This is a genomic window from Paenibacillus sp. FSL R5-0912, from assembly GCF_000758605.1.
Taxonomy (GTDB): Bacteria; Bacillota; Bacilli; order Paenibacillales; family Paenibacillaceae; genus Paenibacillus_AQ.
In genome coordinates, this window is record NZ_CP009282.1 from 5,044,986 (window position 1) to 5,062,294 (window position 17,309).

At 51.7% G+C, this 17,309-nt stretch carries 17 protein-coding genes; 3 read left to right on the forward strand and 14 right to left on the reverse strand.

Going from position 1 to position 17,309, the window contains the following annotated elements; translation table 11 throughout:
• The first annotated feature begins 32 nt into the window (after positions 1 to 32).
• Entirely contained in the window at positions 33 to 1,211 is a 1,179-nt protein-coding gene (locus R50912_RS21435; RefSeq protein ID WP_042237714.1) for a PstS family phosphate ABC transporter substrate-binding protein, read from the forward strand.
• A 139-nt stretch (positions 1,212 to 1,350) separates the two neighbouring features.
• Here R50912_RS21435 and R50912_RS21440 read toward each other — a convergent pair whose 3' ends face one another.
• The 4 genes from R50912_RS21440 to R50912_RS21455 form a co-directional block, all read right to left on the reverse strand.
• A complete protein-coding gene (locus R50912_RS21440; RefSeq protein WP_042237716.1) occupies positions 1,351 to 2,829 on the reverse strand; it encodes a carboxylesterase/lipase family protein in 1,479 nt (492 codons plus the stop codon).
• A 19-nt stretch (positions 2,830 to 2,848) separates the two neighbouring features.
• Positions 2,849 to 4,006, reverse strand: a complete 1,158-nt coding sequence (locus tag R50912_RS21445) for an AI-2E family transporter (protein ID WP_042237718.1) — start codon at positions 4,004 to 4,006, stop codon at positions 2,849 to 2,851.
• Positions 4,007 to 4,284: 278 nt separating this feature from the next.
• Complete coding sequence (locus R50912_RS21450; RefSeq protein WP_052416591.1) at positions 4,285 to 4,509, reverse strand: hypothetical protein; 225 nt, start codon at positions 4,507 to 4,509, stop codon at positions 4,285 to 4,287.
• Between the two features lie 113 nt (positions 4,510 to 4,622).
• A complete protein-coding gene (locus R50912_RS21455; protein ID WP_039301636.1) occupies positions 4,623 to 4,982 on the reverse strand; it encodes a (2Fe-2S) ferredoxin domain-containing protein in 360 nt (119 codons plus the stop codon).
• Positions 4,983 to 5,232: 250 nt separating this feature from the next.
• Between R50912_RS21455 and R50912_RS21460 the strand changes: the two genes are divergently transcribed.
• Positions 5,233 to 5,454: a YczF family membrane protein gene (locus tag R50912_RS21460; protein WP_042237720.1), complete on the forward strand. Its 222-nt coding sequence runs from the start codon at positions 5,233 to 5,235 to the stop codon at positions 5,452 to 5,454.
• A gap of 11 nt (positions 5,455 to 5,465) precedes the next feature.
• On the opposite strand, the gene R50912_RS21465 is transcribed toward R50912_RS21460, so the two are convergent.
• The 10 genes from R50912_RS21465 to R50912_RS21510 all read right to left on the reverse strand — a co-directional run bounded on the left by R50912_RS21465 (position 5,466) and on the right by R50912_RS21510 (position 16,219).
• On the reverse strand, positions 5,466 to 6,563 hold the full coding sequence (locus tag R50912_RS21465; protein ID WP_042237722.1) for a GerAB/ArcD/ProY family transporter: 1,098 nt from the start codon (positions 6,561 to 6,563) through the stop codon (positions 5,466 to 5,468).
• A 35-nt stretch (positions 6,564 to 6,598) separates the two neighbouring features.
• Positions 6,599 to 7,804, reverse strand: a complete 1,206-nt coding sequence (locus R50912_RS21470) for a Ger(x)C family spore germination protein (RefSeq protein ID WP_042237724.1) — start codon at positions 7,802 to 7,804, stop codon at positions 6,599 to 6,601.
• Positions 7,794 to 9,377 carry a spore germination protein gene (locus tag R50912_RS21475; protein ID WP_081956593.1) on the reverse strand — a complete coding sequence of 528 codons (1,584 nt, stop codon included), beginning with the start codon at positions 9,375 to 9,377 and terminating at the stop codon, positions 7,794 to 7,796. Before R50912_RS21475 ends, R50912_RS21470 begins: the two co-directional genes overlap by 11 nt.
• Positions 9,378 to 9,534: 157 nt before the next feature.
• Complete coding sequence (locus R50912_RS21480) at positions 9,535 to 10,575, reverse strand: NAD(P)/FAD-dependent oxidoreductase (RefSeq protein WP_042237725.1); 1,041 nt, start codon at positions 10,573 to 10,575, stop codon at positions 9,535 to 9,537.
• A gap of 27 nt (positions 10,576 to 10,602) precedes the next feature.
• Entirely contained in the window at positions 10,603 to 11,637 is a 1,035-nt protein-coding gene (locus tag R50912_RS21485; RefSeq protein WP_042237727.1) for a FecCD family ABC transporter permease, read from the reverse strand.
• Between the two features lie 2 nt (positions 11,638 to 11,639).
• A complete protein-coding gene (locus tag R50912_RS21490) occupies positions 11,640 to 12,698 on the reverse strand; it encodes a FecCD family ABC transporter permease (protein WP_042237729.1) in 1,059 nt (352 codons plus the stop codon).
• 250 nt (positions 12,699 to 12,948) lie between these two features.
• Positions 12,949 to 13,260, reverse strand: a complete 312-nt coding sequence (locus R50912_RS21495) for a hypothetical protein (RefSeq protein ID WP_042237731.1) — start codon at positions 13,258 to 13,260, stop codon at positions 12,949 to 12,951.
• Between the two features lie 140 nt (positions 13,261 to 13,400).
• On the reverse strand, positions 13,401 to 13,622 hold the full coding sequence (locus R50912_RS21500; RefSeq protein WP_042237732.1) for a hypothetical protein: 222 nt from the start codon (positions 13,620 to 13,622) through the stop codon (positions 13,401 to 13,403).
• A 152-nt stretch (positions 13,623 to 13,774) separates the two neighbouring features.
• Positions 13,775 to 15,469 carry an oleate hydratase gene (locus R50912_RS21505; RefSeq protein ID WP_042237735.1) on the reverse strand — a complete coding sequence of 565 codons (1,695 nt, stop codon included), beginning with the start codon at positions 15,467 to 15,469 and terminating at the stop codon, positions 13,775 to 13,777.
• Between the two features lie 135 nt (positions 15,470 to 15,604).
• On the reverse strand, positions 15,605 to 16,219 hold the full coding sequence (locus R50912_RS21510) for a TetR/AcrR family transcriptional regulator (RefSeq protein ID WP_042237736.1): 615 nt from the start codon (positions 16,217 to 16,219) through the stop codon (positions 15,605 to 15,607).
• A 151-nt stretch (positions 16,220 to 16,370) separates the two neighbouring features.
• Between R50912_RS21510 and R50912_RS21515 the strand changes: the two genes are divergently transcribed.
• The gene (locus tag R50912_RS21515; RefSeq protein WP_042237738.1) at positions 16,371 to 17,306 is read left to right on the forward strand and encodes an aldo/keto reductase; all 936 of its coding nucleotides are present in this window, start codon (positions 16,371 to 16,373) and stop codon (positions 17,304 to 17,306) included.
• Positions 17,307 to 17,309: the final 3 nt, after the last annotated feature.

Consider the following 17,309-nt stretch of genomic DNA (forward strand, 5'->3'; position numbering starts at 1 on the left):
TCCATATTATAGTAACTATAACGGAGGGCGCTGTGAAAAGATCATTTGAAACCAAGCTGTTATTCTCCATCATTGCCTTGGCCGTCATCACAATCATAGGCTTCATTGCTTATATCATGGCTACATTTACCGGAGGTATGCTGTTCTATGCACCGCTCGTCCTCGCCGCTTCGGGTGGGCTTGCAGTATTCGCTGTAATCTCTATCTTTGAACTCTTCAGCAAACGCTTCCGCCTGACCGCGCTCGCGGCTTTTGCCGGAATCTGCCTGCTGAGCGCAGCTGGTCATGAGATAAGGCAGGCTTATGTGAACAGTCTTGCCGAAGTAAGGGAACAGGAGGTCAATCTGCTCCAGTACGCACCTTTTGAAGTAAATACCAAAGCCGCCAGCCTGGATCATAAGGCTGCCTATCATATTCAGGAACAAATGCCACGGTTGGACGGTGCAACTGCACTCTATCCGCTATATTCAGCTTTTGTTCAAGCGGTGTATCCGCCCGATACTTATAACCATAGTATTTATGAGACCGGGAATGATCTTGCCGTATGCACCACCACTTCCGAAGCCTATAAGCGGCTGATCAAAGGGGATGCCGATATTATATTTGCCGCAGCGCCCTCACTCGCCCAGACCAAACAGGCGAAGCTGGCAGGCACTGAACTGAAGCTCACTCCGATCGGGCGCGAAGCTTTTGTCTTCTTTGTTAATAAGCGCAATCCGATCAGTAGCTTAACCACTGAACAAGTGAAGGATATCTACTCCGGCACAGTAACAAACTGGAAAGAGGTCGGTGGCAAGAAGGCGTCCATCCGGGCTTTTCAGCGGGACGAGAACAGCGGCAGCCAGACCATGCTTGAGAAAATCATGGAGGACCGGACGCTGATGAGCCCACCGAAGGAGAATGTTGCAGACGTCATGAGCGGGATTATTAGCCTGACCGCCAGCTACCGCAATTATAATAATGCGCTCGGCTTCAGCTTCCTGTTCTACGCCTCGGAGATGAACGTCAGCGATGAGATTAAGCTGCTGGAGATCGAGGGTGTGCCTCCCACCAAGGAGAGCATCCGCAGCGGGGCGTACCCCTTCGCAGCAGAATTCTACGCGGTAACTGCGGGAAGCACCAATCCCAATATTGAGCCATTTCTAGACTGGATTCTGTCCCCGGAAGGACAGGAGCTGGTCGGGAAGACGGGGTATACACCGGTGAAATAATGATTTCGGACCGCATGTTCCTGATTCGTGGCGTGCGCTGAGACTAACCTTAAAAAGCAGCAGCCCTCTGGCCGGGAAATTAGTCTCTCCGGTAAGGACTGCTGCTTTTTTCAGCGCTTCTTGAAATCAAGAGCCGCTTTCACCCTACGTAATGCTCAAAAATCCGTCTGCGCTTCTCTCCGTCCGGATCGTTCACTACTCTGGAGATTTGATCGAACAGCAGCGTAGCACGCTGCTCCGCAGTGTACTGCGGCCATGCAAGTTCCGGTGCAGACGGATCACCGTAGCGGGCAAAGGCGGTCCAGGCTCTCTGCATCGCTTCGGCCACCGCTGCCATCTCAGGGGTTACCTTCAGGCCGTACTCCTTCAGCAGCGGCAGGTTGTTGAATACGTAAAGAATCTCCGCTCCGTGTATAGCCTTCTCCAGCAGCGGATGGCCGGTGACGGTCCAGTCGAACCGGTACATCCAGACCGGAGCGTGATCCAGCTGCTTCTCCGCGAACGAAATGGAGCTGGCCCAGAAGAAAAGGTCGGTCAGCACCTCGGCTTGCCCTTCCCAGGTTTTGCTGTAATCGGAGGTCAGCTCTGAGAGGTCTTCGATGCCCATCAGCAGCTCCAGCGACTTGAGTGAACGGTCGAAGCTTTCGCTTGCCTGCCCTTCACGGAAGAACAGATTGCCTTCGTGGAGATTCGTCCCGATCAGCAGCGGGATGCCGCTTGCCGCTCCTTCGCGTACCGCCTGCGCTGGTTCCACCGGCAAGGTCAACGGCTCAATAACCGGCTGGAAATACATACTCAGCGAATTCCCGGACAGCTTGTACGCCATCCTTCCGGCCGCTTCCATGATCTGCTGCGCAGGCAGTGTATGCAGCAGCTGCGTGTCACCGCCGGGCTGAAGACCGAGCTCTGCCAGGAAGGCTGCCGCAATCTGTTCCCCCTGCTGACCGCTCAGGCTCTGCCCTGCACCACTCTCCATAATCGCACGCGAGAACAGCCCCTTGGCCGCCGGCATCGCCAGCAGCGCAGCAATACTCATGCTGCCTGCTGATTCCCCAAACACTGTAACATTCCCGGGATCACCGCCAAATACGGCGATATTCTCCCGCACCCATTCCAGAGCGGCAATCTGGTCCAGCAGTCCAAGATTGGAGCCAAGTCCCGTACCCATCGGGGACAGATGCATGAATCCGAGCGGACCGAGCCGGTAATTCACCGTAACAAGTACAACCCGGCCGCTTGCCGCCATATGGGCACCGTCAAACATCGGTTGGCTGCCCGCACCGGTTACAAAGGTGCCCCCATGAATCCAGACCATGACCGGCAGGGCATCCTCCTGCGCTGCTGCCGGTGACCAGACATTCAGGTACAGGCAATCTTCAGAGTACACCGGATTGCTGCCGCCGAAGCGCGTACCGCTGGTACTTACCGGCTGAAGGCTGACCGGGCCGAATTCCTTCGCCTCCCTTACAGCATTCCAGGGCTCCGGCGGCTGCGGTGCACGAAAGCGCAGCTCTCCGACAGGAGGAGCAGCAAACGGGATTCCGCGCCAGACATTCACTCCGCCGCTCTGTTCTCCCTGCAGCTGCCCATAGGCTGTTGTCACTAGTTGTCCTGTCATTACACTCATCCTTTTCGCTTTATTCCTCAGCTTTTTCTTCAATTACTTTATAGAGTCCGGAGCGGAAACGGAACCACTGAAAGATATGGGTAACCACTACTTTGAGTACGGCATAACCCGGTACCGCGAGAATGATGCCGAGTACCCCGAACATTTTGCCGGCAAAAATAATTACAAAAATAATCGTGATCGGATGAATCTTCAGCGATTTACCCATGATCTGCGGAGAGATAAACTTCCCTTCGATCAGCTGAACGGCAGTCCAGACAATCACCATCTTAAGCAGCATAAAAGGCGAGGTTACCATGGCTACCACCAGTGCTGGCGTAATCGCGATCGCCGGTCCCAGATAAGGGACTACCGCAGTACAAGCGGCAACGATAGCAAGTACCAGGGAATACTCCAGCCCGATGATCAGATAACCAATATAGAGCAATGCGCCGATACAGCAGCTGACAATAATCTGCCCGCGGATGTAGGATGCCACCTGGCTGTTCATTTCCTGCATGACCATCCGGGACTGCGGCTGCAGTGCAGTAGGAATGAACCGCATCAGGTAGTCGGGCAGTCTTTTGCCATCGCGCAGCAGATAGAACAGAATGAACGGCGTAGTCACCACTGCCAGGACAATCTCTGTCAAAGTGCCTACAAAGCTGCCTACGCCACTGGCGGCATTATTGATGAACGAGGTGCCCCAGGTAGTCACCTTGCCGGTGATATCACTGAGATCCGTACCCACACTTTCCTGAAGCTTTCCGAAAAACTCACTGCCTGTCAGATGTAGGAATTCCTCCTGAATCTGCGCGCTGTATATCGGGAAGTTGTCGATCAGCCCCATCAGCTGGGTACGGATAATCGGAATAACCATCAGCAGGATCAGTGTAATAATTCCGGCTATTACGAGGTACATCGTAACAATTCCGTAAGCGCGCTTCACCTTGCTTCTCCGCTCCAGGCGGTCAACCAGCGGATTCAGCAGGTAATAAGCAACTCCCGAGAGAAGCAGCGGCGCTGCCACTGTATGCAGAAGCACTGACAACGGTTTGAATATAAACGGAATCTTTGAGAATACGAGCACGGTAACACCAATCAGCAACGCAATTAATAGCCCCACCACAAACTTGTTATTCAGAAAAAACTTTTTGAATTTATCCGGCCAGACCTGACGTCTATCCATATACTGCCGCCCCTTTGCTACAACACTTACAATATAAGTGTGATTAATTGCACTTTGTATTAGCATAGTCAACACGGAGGCTGCAAGTCAAATTTCTGCCCCGCCAAAAAAGCTCTAATGAAGTGAAGACTGCAGGCCCACCAGCAGACCTTCCACCAAAGCCAGGGAGTTCAGCCAAACCGCCTACTGAAACCGCAAATCCACAACACTGCCGGTCCGTTCAAAACCGATCGACTGATAGACCTTGTTGGAACGCGGCCCTTCAGCCGCTCCACAAGCTAGCGAACCATGGCTCTGCACTGATCAGCGCCTACCTCTGGTGCAATCCATAACCAGGGGTTATGACCCTCCGTCTGCGCAAAGATCAGATGATCCTCGGCTGTCTTGATCCGGAGCGATTCCGGGTTTCCGGCGATAAGGTGAAGGAGATTATATTCCACCTCTTCCTGCAAGAACGCCTTACTGTGCAGCACACGGTCATCCGGCCCGAAATCCACAAACATCCCGCTTCCCCCTTACACTATCTTTTCTATCCATCATAATCCTCCATCTTACAAAAATAAACAATCCTCCACCGAATACTTTCCAGTGGAGGACTGCATTGTTCTTTGATGTTTTATTTCTTCTTTTTACCCTTTGCCCCTTTTTCAATTGCGGCTTTCAGGCCTTCATCATAAGTGTAGAGTACATTCTCTTCCAGCCGTTCACCCTTCAGTACCTTGCGTACCAGGCTTTTGGCTGATTTGGGGGTGATATCCCTGTACCATACGCCTTCCGGATAGGAGATGACTACACACGCATCCGAACATCTTCCGTTGCAGCGGGTTACGGTAGTATGAATCAGGCTGTCTGCCCCCTGCTTCCCGATTTCATCCTCTATCGCGTCAGCGACCTCTTCACCCTTATGCTTCTTGCAGTCGCTTCCGTTACAGATCAGCAGATGGCTGACCGTCCCTTGCAGATTCCAGGTCGTCATGGAATTCCCGCCCCCTCTAGTACAACAGTACCCTGTTTGTCTGTCTCCCTAAACTCTACTTACCATTCAGAGGATCGTCAATAGCTGACTTCGGGGCAGTCACAGAATGTTCATGAAGCTGTCTGGGCAACCTTAACCGGCTCCCGGCAGCTTTTTTTGCTGATTACTCCGTCCATAAATGGAGATAATATCTGTAGCCCGCCTGCCTGGAATAGGCAAATTACTTGCGGTGCATTAAGGAGCAATCCCCATGAAGATTCTCAGCATCTATTTCCTGTTTGCCGCCCTTACCCTGATTTTGATCACATTGGTTGATGTATTATCCGGAACCAGCGTGGCTGAGTCCGTTCATTCTCTTTCCGTAGTCTTTGCCACAACGACATTGTATGAAATGATATGCATACTGATCTTCCTGACACTCCCTTTGATTCAGGTTATCGCAAGCGCTGTTAAACGCAGCCGCACCCGCTGAAGACAGCCTCCTTAACGGTACAGGCCGAACCTGCGCCGGATCCGGTGAATGACAAGCAGCAGAATAGGTATAACCGCACAGAAAATTGGCAGAATATTCTCCAGAAAAGCCTTCCCGTCATTCATATGCACCGGATAATTCTCCGCACTGACGAAAGAGCTGAACAGCATTACCACTCCTGCCGGGATCACCAGCTTGTGTGAATTACGGACCTTGAAAAGATCCGCAGCAATGGCCACAGCGGCATAGCAATAGACAGTCATCTTGAAGAACACCCCAATGATCAATGTAAGCATGACAAACGCATCCAGACGCTGGATGAAATTAGCCACATTTACAAGTGTAATGGTTGTAAACATCGGAAAGGTTATCCTGCTGTAGAGGTTCTCTCCAAGTACTGCCATCTCAACAGCATGCGTGAAGCTGAGCAGACAGGCGCTTACAGTGATGGCTATCATTCCGGTTTTTTTTATTTTCCATGATTTGTTAAAGTGCGGCAGAATGGTCGTGAAACAAACCAGTTCTCCAAAGGGGAAAATCCAAATATTCGGATAGGCTGAACCCAGAGCTTCCCAGAGGTCTTTGGCATGAAGCGGAAACAGATTCTTAAGCTCCACCAGTCCGGAAACGATCACAATAAAATTACAGATTAACCCCATAATGACAATGATCCAGAAGAAAATCTCCGCTGTTCTGGAGAATACCTCAATCCCCTTAATCAGGATGTACATCACCGCAATAATCATTATGGAATTAATAATTAGTATCGGAGTTTTGTCGTAGGAGGCTGAAATTAGCAAATCACCTGCTTCACGCAGATTTCTGGAGCCGTTATACAGCATTACCGGGATAAACAGCAGACTCACCGGCCAGCCTATCCAAGGTCCAAGGATTATACGTGCATAACCGCTGATGATCTGGTCCGGGAACTGCAGGTACAGATGTGCAAACACCCAATAGAGCAGAATACCTCCGGGAAGTGCCATCAGGATAGAGAGCCAGACAGCATGTCCGCTCTCAAGCCCCACGGGTACAACCAGCGCCGTTCCAAGCTCAAACAAAACTATCATCGCAAAAAGCTGACTCGGACCAATAACTTCTTTTCTCATATACCATTCACCTTATTTCTGCATTAAAAGCCGGATTATTCAGGTGCGGGGTGATAGGGCTTCAGGCTCATTCCTGTACTGCGGATGTATGCTTCCACATGCAGATCCAGCTTCCCTTGGGCGAACAAACGGCCCCAATGCTTATCCAGTGCAGCCCATCCCTGCGGATCACTGCGCTTCAGTTCATTACCAAAATTAAAAATATCACTTTCCGTTTGCTGTGCTATCTGCAAAGCCTGCCTCACTTCATTTCCGGTCTGCTCCTGCAGCTGCTTTTCAAGCTTCATAATGTCTTCCCGCTTGCTCAGATCGACGAAACCGTCCGCTTCATTCACAATCCCTTCTTCATGGATATTGACATGAAACACCGGCAGTCCGTCCTGGATATCGACCTTCACCTTCGTTCTTGAATAATTGATATTGACTGCAACAGATTCTTTCTTATATACAGAATCGATATTGAGAATGGTTTCTTCTATCCGGTTAAGCAGCCACTGTGTACCTCTTGCTTCAGGCCCCTTCATCCAGCTGACCAGCTTGCCCTCCCTGAATACACCAAGTCCGTTCATTACGGTCCCCGCCTGTGTGACGGTTTGCTCCAGACTGGATTTCTTCATGCCTTCAGAAGTGTCTCCTTGGACGGATATTCCATTTATTGTCAAATCCCCTTCGCCCGTAATACCGTTAATGATATCAAACACCCTGATCACCCGGTTTTCTCCCCACACGCTGGAGGTATTCTGAGTCTTCTTGACCATTCCCATGGAGGGCAGGCTTTCTATAGGTGTCAGTATCTTCAAGACTGATGCAGCATCACTGTTATATGCGACAAGCACTGCTGAATTCAGCCTCAACTCATGCGATCGTTCAAAGATGTCAAACACATCGTTAATTCCGCTGCGCGCCAAGGACTCTCCCAGAACAACGAGCTGAGTATGGGCAAAAAAGAGCTGCCGCGTTACCCGCTTGGACGCCCGGCGCAAAGCCGCGAACAAGGTCTTATCCGTGGTGGAAACCACCATAACTGAGGGCTGTCCGGTGCTGGCGCTAAAGCTCGAAGCCGTTGAGGATGGATTGACCAGCTGAAACGTAACGCGAAAATCACCGGTTTCCGGAACCAGATCAACCCCGATACCACTCACAATAGCAAGTTCATTCAATTCCCTGCTATTCCAGCAGCCGCTAAGCATCAGTGTAATTAATGCAATAGCCGTAAAGCGGAAAATGCCCTTAATGTTCATAGGATTTCCTCTTTGATGCCTGCTTTCCGGAGCCCCTGGGATCTTCAGCGTTATTCAACAGACGTTTCCGTATCTTCATGAAGGTTCCGGGAGAACGGATGATAGTGTCCTTCTGGTTCTCCGGCACAAACGGCCCCATAGGTGACATATACGGCACTCCGAGTGAACGCAGGCTGCACATATGGGCAATAAGCATAATTGTAAAAATCGCGATGCCATACAGCCCAATAAACGCAGCAACGACCATAATTATAAACCGCAGCATCCGGATCGAGAGTGCCATATTAAATGCCGGAGTAGCGAAGCTGGAAATCCCTGTAAGAGATACGACAATAACCATGGCCGGAGAGACAATTCCCGCCTGAACCGCCGCTGTTCCGAGCACCAGACCGCCGATAATCGAGACTGTCTGGCCGATAGGCGAAGGCATGCGGACTCCTGCTTCACGGATAATCTCGAATGTGATCTCCATCATCATCGCTTCGACAAAGGCGGGAAATGGCACACCTTCCCGCTGTGACGCCAAATTGATCAGTAGCGGTGTCGGGATCATCTCCTGATGGAAGTTGAGCGCCGCCACGAACAATGCAGGTCCATACAATGAGATAAGCAGGCACAGGAACCTCAGCAGTCTAATCAGTGTTGAGATATCATAACGCTGATAGTAATCCTCTACCGTATGGAAGAACATAAAGAAGGTTGTCGGGGCAATCAGCACAAACGGAGTGCCGTCCACAAAGATGGCAATACGCCCGTCGAGCAGATTTCCCGCCACATTGTCCGGCCGTTCCGTGTTGTAGAGTGTCGGAAATGGAGAATACTTGTTATCTTCAATAATCTGCTCAATATATCCCGATTCCAGAATGGAATCTACCCTTATCTCCTTAAGTTTTTTTTTGAACACTTGAATCGTTTCCGGGTCGGCAATACCATTGATATACATAATCGTGATATCCGTATGAGTGACATCCCCAAGCTTCATCGTTTCGGTCCAGAGATCGGGATTCTTGATGATTTTGCGGACCAGGGCGATATTGGTGCTGATGGTCTCCGTAAAGCTTTCCTTCGAGCCACGGATCGCCACCTGGGTCGAAGCTTCACTTACCGCTCTAACCTCGCCGCCGCAGGTACTTCCGCTGACCGCTTCAGTGAGTCCGTTGACCAGAATAACCGTATCCCCGGACAGAAGTGCTTCAAGAAGTCCATTGATATCTTTAACGAGCTTCTCCTTCCCGATACTAAGAGCATTGTCTTTGATATAGGAATATACCTCGTCTGCGGTCGCTGCAAGCTGCATATCATCGTTCAGAGATTCGAACGACATCACATGTGAAATGAAATGGTCAACCATCACTCTGTCCGTAATGCCAATCATGTATACCGCAGCTACCTGAGCCGTTCTATTGATCAAGTCATAGGTCCGTATAATAAGATCCGGGCTGTTCCCCAGCCTGGCCTTGATTTGAGTAATATTCTCATCCAGATTAGTGGAGATAGGCGGATTGTGGGGCTGTCCGCCGGCGCTGTTCACCGCCTGTACGGCTCTGCCGGGTTCTTTGGTTGTCTTATCCATGATCAGCACCTCCTTACCGTTACTATTCGCCCGCTATCCTCTTTTTATGCAGCTTATGGAATGTTTGAGGAACGCGGGACTGAGCAAAGCTTACGCCAAAAAAGGCCGCTCCCCGCACGGAATCTCCCGTGTAAGGAACAGCCTTTATGTGTTAAAACTAGTGATCATCAACTACGCCAAGCGCCTTGTTCTTCTCCTTAAACCGGTCGTTATGCGATGAGACATAGGCCACCTTATCCGCTTCAGGGTCCATGTACAGCTTCGCGCTGTTGAGGGCAAGCACCGCATCCGTGAATGTTCCGGCGATCAGTCTTACCTTGCTGTCATAATCCACAAAATCTCCTGCAGCAAAGATACCGGGCAGATTCGTTTCGAGCTTGCCGCTGACCTTGGCCCACCATTCCCCCATGTCCAGCCCCCAGTCCTTCAACGGACCGTAATCGCTCTTGAGCCCGTGGTTGACAATAACGGCATCCACCTCAAGCTGCTCACTCTCGCCGGATTCGATATGGCTGATCGTAACCTGGTCAATCTGCTCGCCATTGCTGCTGTGCAGCTGGTTTACTGCATAGGGTACACGTACATTCACAGAGGATTCCTTCATGCGGACAATATTCTTCTCATGGCCGCCGAACTGTTCCCGGCGGTGCACAATTGTCACGCTGGAGGCAATTCCATCCAGTTCATTCGCCCAGTCCACCGCTGAATTGCCGCCGCCCGAGATCAATACCCGTTTGCCGCGGAACGGTTCGAGCTCCTGCACCGTATAATGCAGGTTCGTCACTTCATAGCGGTCAGCACCTTCAATCTCCAGCTTCGCCATCTGCAGAATGCCGTACCCGATGGTGAGGATAACGGTCCGGGTCCAATGCTGCTCACCGGTCGCCGAGGTCAGAATATAAGTCCCGTCCTCCTGGCGCGCCTGATGCACAATCTGCTGCCCGAACACAATGGTCGGATCGAAGGTCCGCGCCTGCTCTGCCAGCTGGTCAATCAGCTTACGGCAGAGCGTCGGTGTAACACCTCCGACATCCCAGATCATTTTCTCGGGATAGATCAGCATCCGTCCGCCCAGCTCTTCCTTCGCTTCAATCAGCTTCGTCTTCAAATCTCTCATTCCGCTGTAAAAAGCCGTATACATCCCTGCGGGGCCGCCGCCAATAATCGTTACATCATATAATTCCATGGATTCGTTCATCTGTTTCCCTCCAGCTTCTAGGTGTATTTAAGATTTGGTCCGGGCCAGCAAATAAAGAAAGTAAGGAGCGCCTATAACGGCAACAACAATGCCGGTGGGGATCTCTGACGGCTGCAGAATCCGGCGGCCGATCGTATCTGCAGTGATGACGAGCAGTGCGCCTAGCAGTGCGGAGGCTGGAAGCATCAGCTGATGCTTCGGTCCCACCAACCGTCTGGCCAAATGCGGGCCGACCAGTCCGACGAAGCCAATCCCGCCGCTTACGGCTACACTTGAAGCCGCAAGTCCGACTGCCGCTGCTAGGAGCCGGAACTGCTCTCTGGTGACATGAGCACCAAGACCGGTAGCCGTCTGCTCGCCCAGATTCAGCACATTCATAACCCTTGCCTTATAGATGACGTAGGGCAGGAGAATCACAATCCAGGGAAGCAGGGACAATACAAATTTCCAGCTGGTGCCCCAGATGCTGCCCGCAAGCCACGTGGCGACGAATTGATATTTGTCCGGATCGAGGCGAAGCGTCAGCACAATCATCGCTGCACTCATCCCTGCCGCAACTGCGACACCGGTGAGCAGCAGACGGATCGGCGCAATTCCCTGATGCCGCTTATAGGCCAGGCTGTAGATCAATGCGGCAGTAAATGCCGCCCCGACAAATGCAACTACCGGCAGCAGATAGACAGGTGCCGCAGAGGTCGTTGGATAGAAGGATACCATCAGCATAACCATCAATCCGGCTCCGGCATTAATGCCCAGGATCCCCGGATCGGCCAGATCATTGCGGAAAACCCCCTGCATCACCGCTCCGGAAACTGCCAATGCAGCTCCAATCAGGATGGAAATTACAATACGCGGCAAGCGGAATTGAAACAGAATTAATTCCTGCTTATCCGTCCCCTTGCCGAACAGCGTATTCAACAGCTCAAGCGGAGTTAAACGTATGTATCCTGTATTCATACTTATAATGAACATGATAATAATCAGTACGGCCAGCACACTAAGTACAGTCAGACCATGCTTAAGCCTTGCTTCTTCGAAGGAAACTACCCTGGTTCTCTGCATCTTTACAGCTCCCTTCTTTCTTTGCGGGCCAGATACAGGAAGAATGGCACCCCGATCAGCGCTATAATTGCTCCTACTGGCGTTTCATGCGGCGGGTTGATCATCCGCGCGGTCAGATCCGCCCCTACCACAAGCAATGCACCCAGCACGGCGGAGCAGGGAATAATCCATCTGTAATCCACACCTACAAGATAACGTGTCAGATGTGGAATAATCAGCCCGACAAACCCTACCGCTCCTACTATAGCTACGGAAGCGCCAGCCAGAATCAGGACGACTAAGGCCCCGGCCAATTTGACCAGACCGGTACGCTGTCCCAGTCCTCTGGCGATATCTTCCCCCAGACTGAGCATCGTAATGGAACGGGACAGAATAATCGCCCCGATGATTGCCGCAATCACCCAGGGAGACATGACCTGAAGCTGGAACCATTTCGTTCCGGCCAAGCCGCCTGCATACCAGAAGGCGAGGTCCTGTCCGATTTTGAAGTACAGCGCCACGCCCTCACTGAGCGCCGAGAGCAGCGCACTGAAGGCGGCTCCGGCCAGTACCAGCCGGGCCGGGGTAAGTCCTCCTTTGGCCAGTGAACCTATGCCATAGACGATACCGGCTCCGGCACCGGCCCCGATGAAGGAATATAGAATAAGATACATAAACGACAAATTCGGAAAAAAAGCAAAGCAGACGGCCAGCGCAAAACCCGCCCCCGAGTTAATGCCCATCAGTCCCGAATCCGCTAGCGGATTGCGGGTCATCCCCTGCATGATGGCTCCCGCCACTGCGAAGCTGGCTCCGACCATCACTCCGCCGAGAACCCGCGGCAGCCTCAGCTCCCGGATAATCTGATGCTCTGTAAGTTCCGGATTGAAGTGGAACACTGCTGTCCAAACGACAGAAAGCTTAATATCTGCTGCCCCAAACGATACTGAAACAGCGATGCCCAGCGCCAGCGCAATCAAACCGCCAATTAGGATCAGCGTTGCCGCCCAAGGGCGCGAACGTAGTTTGAGCGGTTCTGCTCTCTGATCAAGCCCATTCCTGGACACTGCCTGTTGATTCATGAATGTCACCCGTTTTCTGTGAAATTGATTCTCATTATCATTGTAATATTGTAATTGAATTTGTCACTGTTTGGCAATGGACAAATCTAACCCTTGTACATAGAAAGTCTCTAATCATCCATTTCGCGCAGGATATCCGCATGAAAAAAGACAACCTGTATCCCGATTACATCCTCAGGGGATGTATCTGGGAGTCAGGTTGCCTTGTTCAATAGCTGCTGAATAGACAGGAATGTCCGGGGGTTTCGTACTATACATTCTGAAGCGTACCGCCGAATAGTCTGCGGATATATCCCTCCAGCTTGCCGATATGCGGAACGAAGGTGCTTTTGTCATACACATAATTAGACTGGCTGACCAGCTGTGAATAGATCAGAAACAGAATAGCTGCGAGCTCCCGGTCAATCTGCTTCTCATGCTCGATCAGCAGATACGTTTCATCCAGCGCCTCATATAACTGAAGCAGGGCGGCTTCATTAATGATTTTGCGGCGCAGCGGTACAATGATATCCGTGGCAATAACGTCAATCCGCAGAATTAAAGCTGCCAGTCTCTCGTTCACGCGGTCTCCCTCCTGCTGTGACTGAATGGTTAAAGCGCTTGCTTAATACCATCCTATGTTAGCCGGACCTTGAGCATGCCTTGAGCGGCCGGAACACATTCTGCTTATCTATGTAATTCTGCTTATCTATGTAATTCTTCTTACCTTGTGTATTCCTCATACTCATCTTTCTGGTTATGCCTCGAATACATGTACTCATCATTCTTCAGCTTATACATCTGCCCCATCCCGCCAAATATGAACAGCAGCACTACAAGCAGTGTGTAGGCATAAGTAAATTGATTGAAATAGAAGCACAGCACAACTGCCACTATAATCAGCAGCAGCAGTCCAAGACCTATACGGCTTAAGATTTTTCTCATCAGGGGTTCCTCCGCAGAAATTTTAGTCTTACTGTACCATATTCTGCGGGAGGAATATGTCGAAAGCTGGCGCTATACAAACAGGGAATGTCCCGGGCAGCCGCTTCCCGGCTCCGGGACATCCCCTGATATATGTTATACTTCTTAACCTTTTATAGTAATTTGGAAATCACTGTTCCGGCCAGCAGCTGGCCGAGCGTCTTATCCAGCGGCAGCGGCTTGTTGCCAAGGCAGGTTCTGAGCGCTGTCAGCAGCACCCGAACATCATATTTACTCGGATGGACAGGAATCACTTCTTTTTCGAGCGCCAAAAGATTGTACACTGCCATCATCGCGGAGCGGACCGAATATTCTACGGTAAAGACGCAGTCGTCCGGAACTTCGGCAAACTGGCCGAGGAAGGCCAGATTGGTGCTGCCCTGCGGAATCACCTGCGGGCGGTCTCCTGCGACACGCGGCATGAACTGTGAAGTGATATAAGGCATCATACAAGGAATAACATTGGTCGTATGCTCCAGAATCTCCGGAATGCGGTTCTTCAGACCGATATGGTACATCAGCTCCTCCAGAAGCTCGCGTCCACTGCAGTCACTCATTTTCTTCTTGATATAATCGCCTTCGGCATCCGGGAATAATCCATAGGCCCAGAGCACCTTCACATTCTCCGGCTGGTTAATGAAATGCGGCTGCTTCGGTGCGGTCCAGGACATCATCCAGCTGGAGTCTTTGATGGTCACAACGCCGCCCATACCGGGAGCATCCCCGGTCAGCTCAAGCAGGTACGGGAATACAATATCATCATCGGTAAAGGTCATTGTAAACGACAGCCACTTGGACTTGTCGATGTCCCCGCAGAACACTTCCGGGTGGCCGAAATCCGGAGATTTCGCGGCAAGCTTCTCCCATAGGCTCCAGCAGCCGCGTTCCGTAACAGAGCGGTTCAGAACCGCCGGATGGTCCAAATCGCCCAGGGTGGAGTTCTCTGTCATCGAGCCATTGGTGACCATAACCAGATCTCCGCGTGCTGTTGAGAGGGTCTTCGGTGTTCCGTTTACGAGCAGCTGAATAGCGGTTACGGTCTTCTCCCCGCCGGTGAAATCAAGCTCCAGATCTGTTACCTGATGTCCTTTGTCAAAATGGACCCCCTGGCTTTCCAGCCATTTCATCAAGGGAAGAATCAGTGAATCGAACTGGTTGTATTCGGTATGCAGGATTCCCTTCAGCTGGTTCATCCCGGAGATCAGGTGCATGAAACGTTCCATGTAACGCTTCACCTCAACTACGCTATGCCAATTCTCGAAGGCGAACATTGAGCGCCAGAAATACCAGAAATTCGTCTCCAGGAAGGTCGGGTCAAAAAACTGCTCGATCGTCACCGCTCCGAGTCTTTCTTCCGTCGCCAGAGTGAGCTTGCCCAATTGCAGCGCATGTGCAGTGGAGAGCCCCAGCGTTGAGAAATCGGCGGGCTGCCCTTCCTTTTCTACCAGACGGCAGTGGGATTCGATCGGTTCTGCCAGATTCAGCTCACGGAATTCATCCAGCACCGTCCGGTCCGGATTCGTTAATGAGGGAATGAAGCCGAACAGCTCCATGAAGCATTCAAAATGCTCTTCGATCTCGCGTCCGCCGCGGGCGCTGTAGCCGTCCTTCGCATTCCCTGCCCCGTCCATCGAGCCGCCATAGACCGCTGATTGCTCAAGGATATGAATATTGCGCCCCGGCATATGGCCGTCACGGATCAGGAAAGCGGCTGCCGACAACGAGCCGATCCCCCCTCCTACGAGATATGCCTTACGTGAAGCGATGCCTTCCTGTACCAGCGGATGAATTCTTTGATAGGTACCCATATGTCCTCTTCCTTCCATGATCTGGGGATAAGTGCCTGCTAACTGCCTTCACTATACCCACCGTGAACAATGAATTCTATGGACAGCTTGGCGTGACTGTACAGGGATTACACATCTGCCGTAGATTGTGTCATTTCACTGGGCCGGGTGGGCGGCGGCAGCCTGGTAGTGTTCCAGGCCCCGGGCGATGCTTCCTTCCATAATCCGCGCTACCTTCTCCACCATTTCGGCCGGGTCGGTATTTGCCCCTGCTTTGAGCCAGTGGATCACCTGTTCAAGGATAGCCAGTGTGTAGAAATCGGCAATGTCCTGTCTGGCCTGGCTTCTCCCCTGTTCCGGTATCTGTTTTTGTCCTTCACGATCCTGCTCCTGCCCGTCCAGTTCTTCCACTACCCTGATCATGACACCATAAATAACTCCGTACAGAAACTGTTCCAAATGCTCGCGTCCAAGCGAATGAAAGGTGTTCAGACAGATGGTTTTGTTACTCACGATGTACCGCAGGACGCTTAAAAATCCCTGCTTCCAGCCGGCGCAGCAGCGGTAGGGTTCCAGCCCTTCAATTACCTCTGACCTGTAGACCCAGCCGAGCAGCTCGTAGATATCCTGAAAATGATTATAAAACGTATGCCGGGTCACGCCGCAATCCGCTGTAAGCTGCTGGATCGTAATTTTGTTCAGGGGCTTTGCGAGCATGAGTTTTTTGAGTGACCGGGCTAAAGCGTTCTTGGTTAACAGTGAATTGGACATTTCTTCCCCCTTACTGCAGTAGAACTTAACCAGACTTCTGCATTTACTGCATTGCTTATTAGGCTTCAAGGTTCTACAATACGGTATAGATGTTCCAATTATAACCAATTAAGAGCAGGTTTTCATAATAACCTTACGGGAGTGGATACGCTTGAATAGAAGAAGGTACGGCAATACGGGAAAGACTGTATCGGAGATTGGCTTCGGTGCCTGGCAGCTTGGGAACAAGCAGGATTGGGAGGCTATGGAGGATCGTGCAGCGGTCTCTCTGGTGCATGAAGCGCTGGAGCTCGGCATGAATTTCTTCGATACCGCCCCGGGTTACGGGCACGGTGCCAGTGAAACCCTGCTCGGAGCAGCCCTATCCGGCAGACGCACAGGTGCTGTGATCAACACCAAATTCGGTCACAGGGCAGATGGCAGCACCAGCTTTGATGCGGACCACATTCGGGCCTCCGTCGAAGGCAGCTTACAGCGTCTGCAGACGGATTATGTGGATTCCGTGCTGATTCATAATCCGCCTTTTGAGCTGCTGGACGGCAAATACGGTCACTACGACGAGCTGGACAAGCTAAAAGCTGAAGGAAAAATTCTCGCTTACGGAGTTTCGGTCGATTCCGTGCCGGAAATGCTGGAGGTCATCCGCCATACGGATATCGGCGTTATGGAGGTGATGTTCAATATCTTTTACCAGGAAACGGCGGAAGCTTTCGAGCTGGCCCATGAGAGAAACATAGCGATTATCGTCAAGGTCCCTCTGGACTCCGGCTGGCTCTCCGGCAAATATGACAGCAGCAGCACCTTCGAAGGGGTAAGAAGCCGCTGGTCTCCGGAGGTGATCGCGAAACGCGCGGCCCTGGTGGATCGCATCCGGTTCATAACGGACGAAGAGACGACCATGACTATGGCTGCGCTGCGCTTCATCCTTGCTCACCCTCAGGTCACCACCGTTATTCCCGGAGTACGCAGCAGCACACAGCTGGCCGAGAATATATCCGCAAGCCATGAGGTGATGCCGGCGGAGCATGTGGTGAGGCTCAAGGAGCTGTGGGACAAGGAGATCCGGAATCAGCAGCTGGGCTGGTAATCG

Excerpts from the sequence above, each read along its gene's own strand:
- R50912_RS21490 (WP_042237729.1), bottom strand. The coding sequence starts at position 12,698 with ATGAATCAACAGGCAGTGTCCAGGAATGGGCTTGATCAGAGAGCAGAA.
- R50912_RS21485 (WP_042237727.1), bottom strand. The coding sequence starts at position 11,637 with ATGCAGAGAACCAGGGTAGTTTCCTTCGAAGAAGCAAGGCTTAAGCAT.
- R50912_RS21460 (WP_042237720.1), top strand. The coding sequence starts at position 5,233 with ATGAAGATTCTCAGCATCTATTTCCTGTTTGCCGCCCTTACCCTGATT.
- R50912_RS21475 (WP_081956593.1), bottom strand. The coding sequence starts at position 9,377 with ATGGATAAGACAACCAAAGAACCCGGCAGAGCCGTACAGGCGGTGAAC.
- R50912_RS21480 (WP_042237725.1), bottom strand. The coding sequence starts at position 10,575 with ATGAACGAATCCATGGAATTATATGATGTAACGATTATTGGCGGCGGC.
- R50912_RS21510 (WP_042237736.1), bottom strand. The coding sequence starts at position 16,219 with ATGTCCAATTCACTGTTAACCAAGAACGCTTTAGCCCGGTCACTCAAA.
- R50912_RS21450 (WP_052416591.1), bottom strand. The coding sequence starts at position 4,509 with ATGTTTGTGGATTTCGGGCCGGATGACCGTGTGCTGCACAGTAAGGCG.
- R50912_RS21465 (WP_042237722.1), bottom strand. The coding sequence starts at position 6,563 with ATGAGAAAAGAAGTTATTGGTCCGAGTCAGCTTTTTGCGATGATAGTT.
- R50912_RS21445 (WP_042237718.1), bottom strand. The coding sequence starts at position 4,006 with ATGGATAGACGTCAGGTCTGGCCGGATAAATTCAAAAAGTTTTTTCTG.
- R50912_RS21500 (WP_042237732.1), bottom strand. The coding sequence starts at position 13,622 with ATGAGAAAAATCTTAAGCCGTATAGGTCTTGGACTGCTGCTGCTGATT.
- R50912_RS21455 (WP_039301636.1), bottom strand. The coding sequence starts at position 4,982 with ATGACGACCTGGAATCTGCAAGGGACGGTCAGCCATCTGCTGATCTGT.
- R50912_RS21470 (WP_042237724.1), bottom strand. The coding sequence starts at position 7,804 with ATGAACATTAAGGGCATTTTCCGCTTTACGGCTATTGCATTAATTACA.
- R50912_RS21505 (WP_042237735.1), bottom strand. The coding sequence starts at position 15,469 with ATGGGTACCTATCAAAGAATTCATCCGCTGGTACAGGAAGGCATCGCT.
- R50912_RS21440 (WP_042237716.1), bottom strand. The coding sequence starts at position 2,829 with ATGACAGGACAACTAGTGACAACAGCCTATGGGCAGCTGCAGGGAGAA.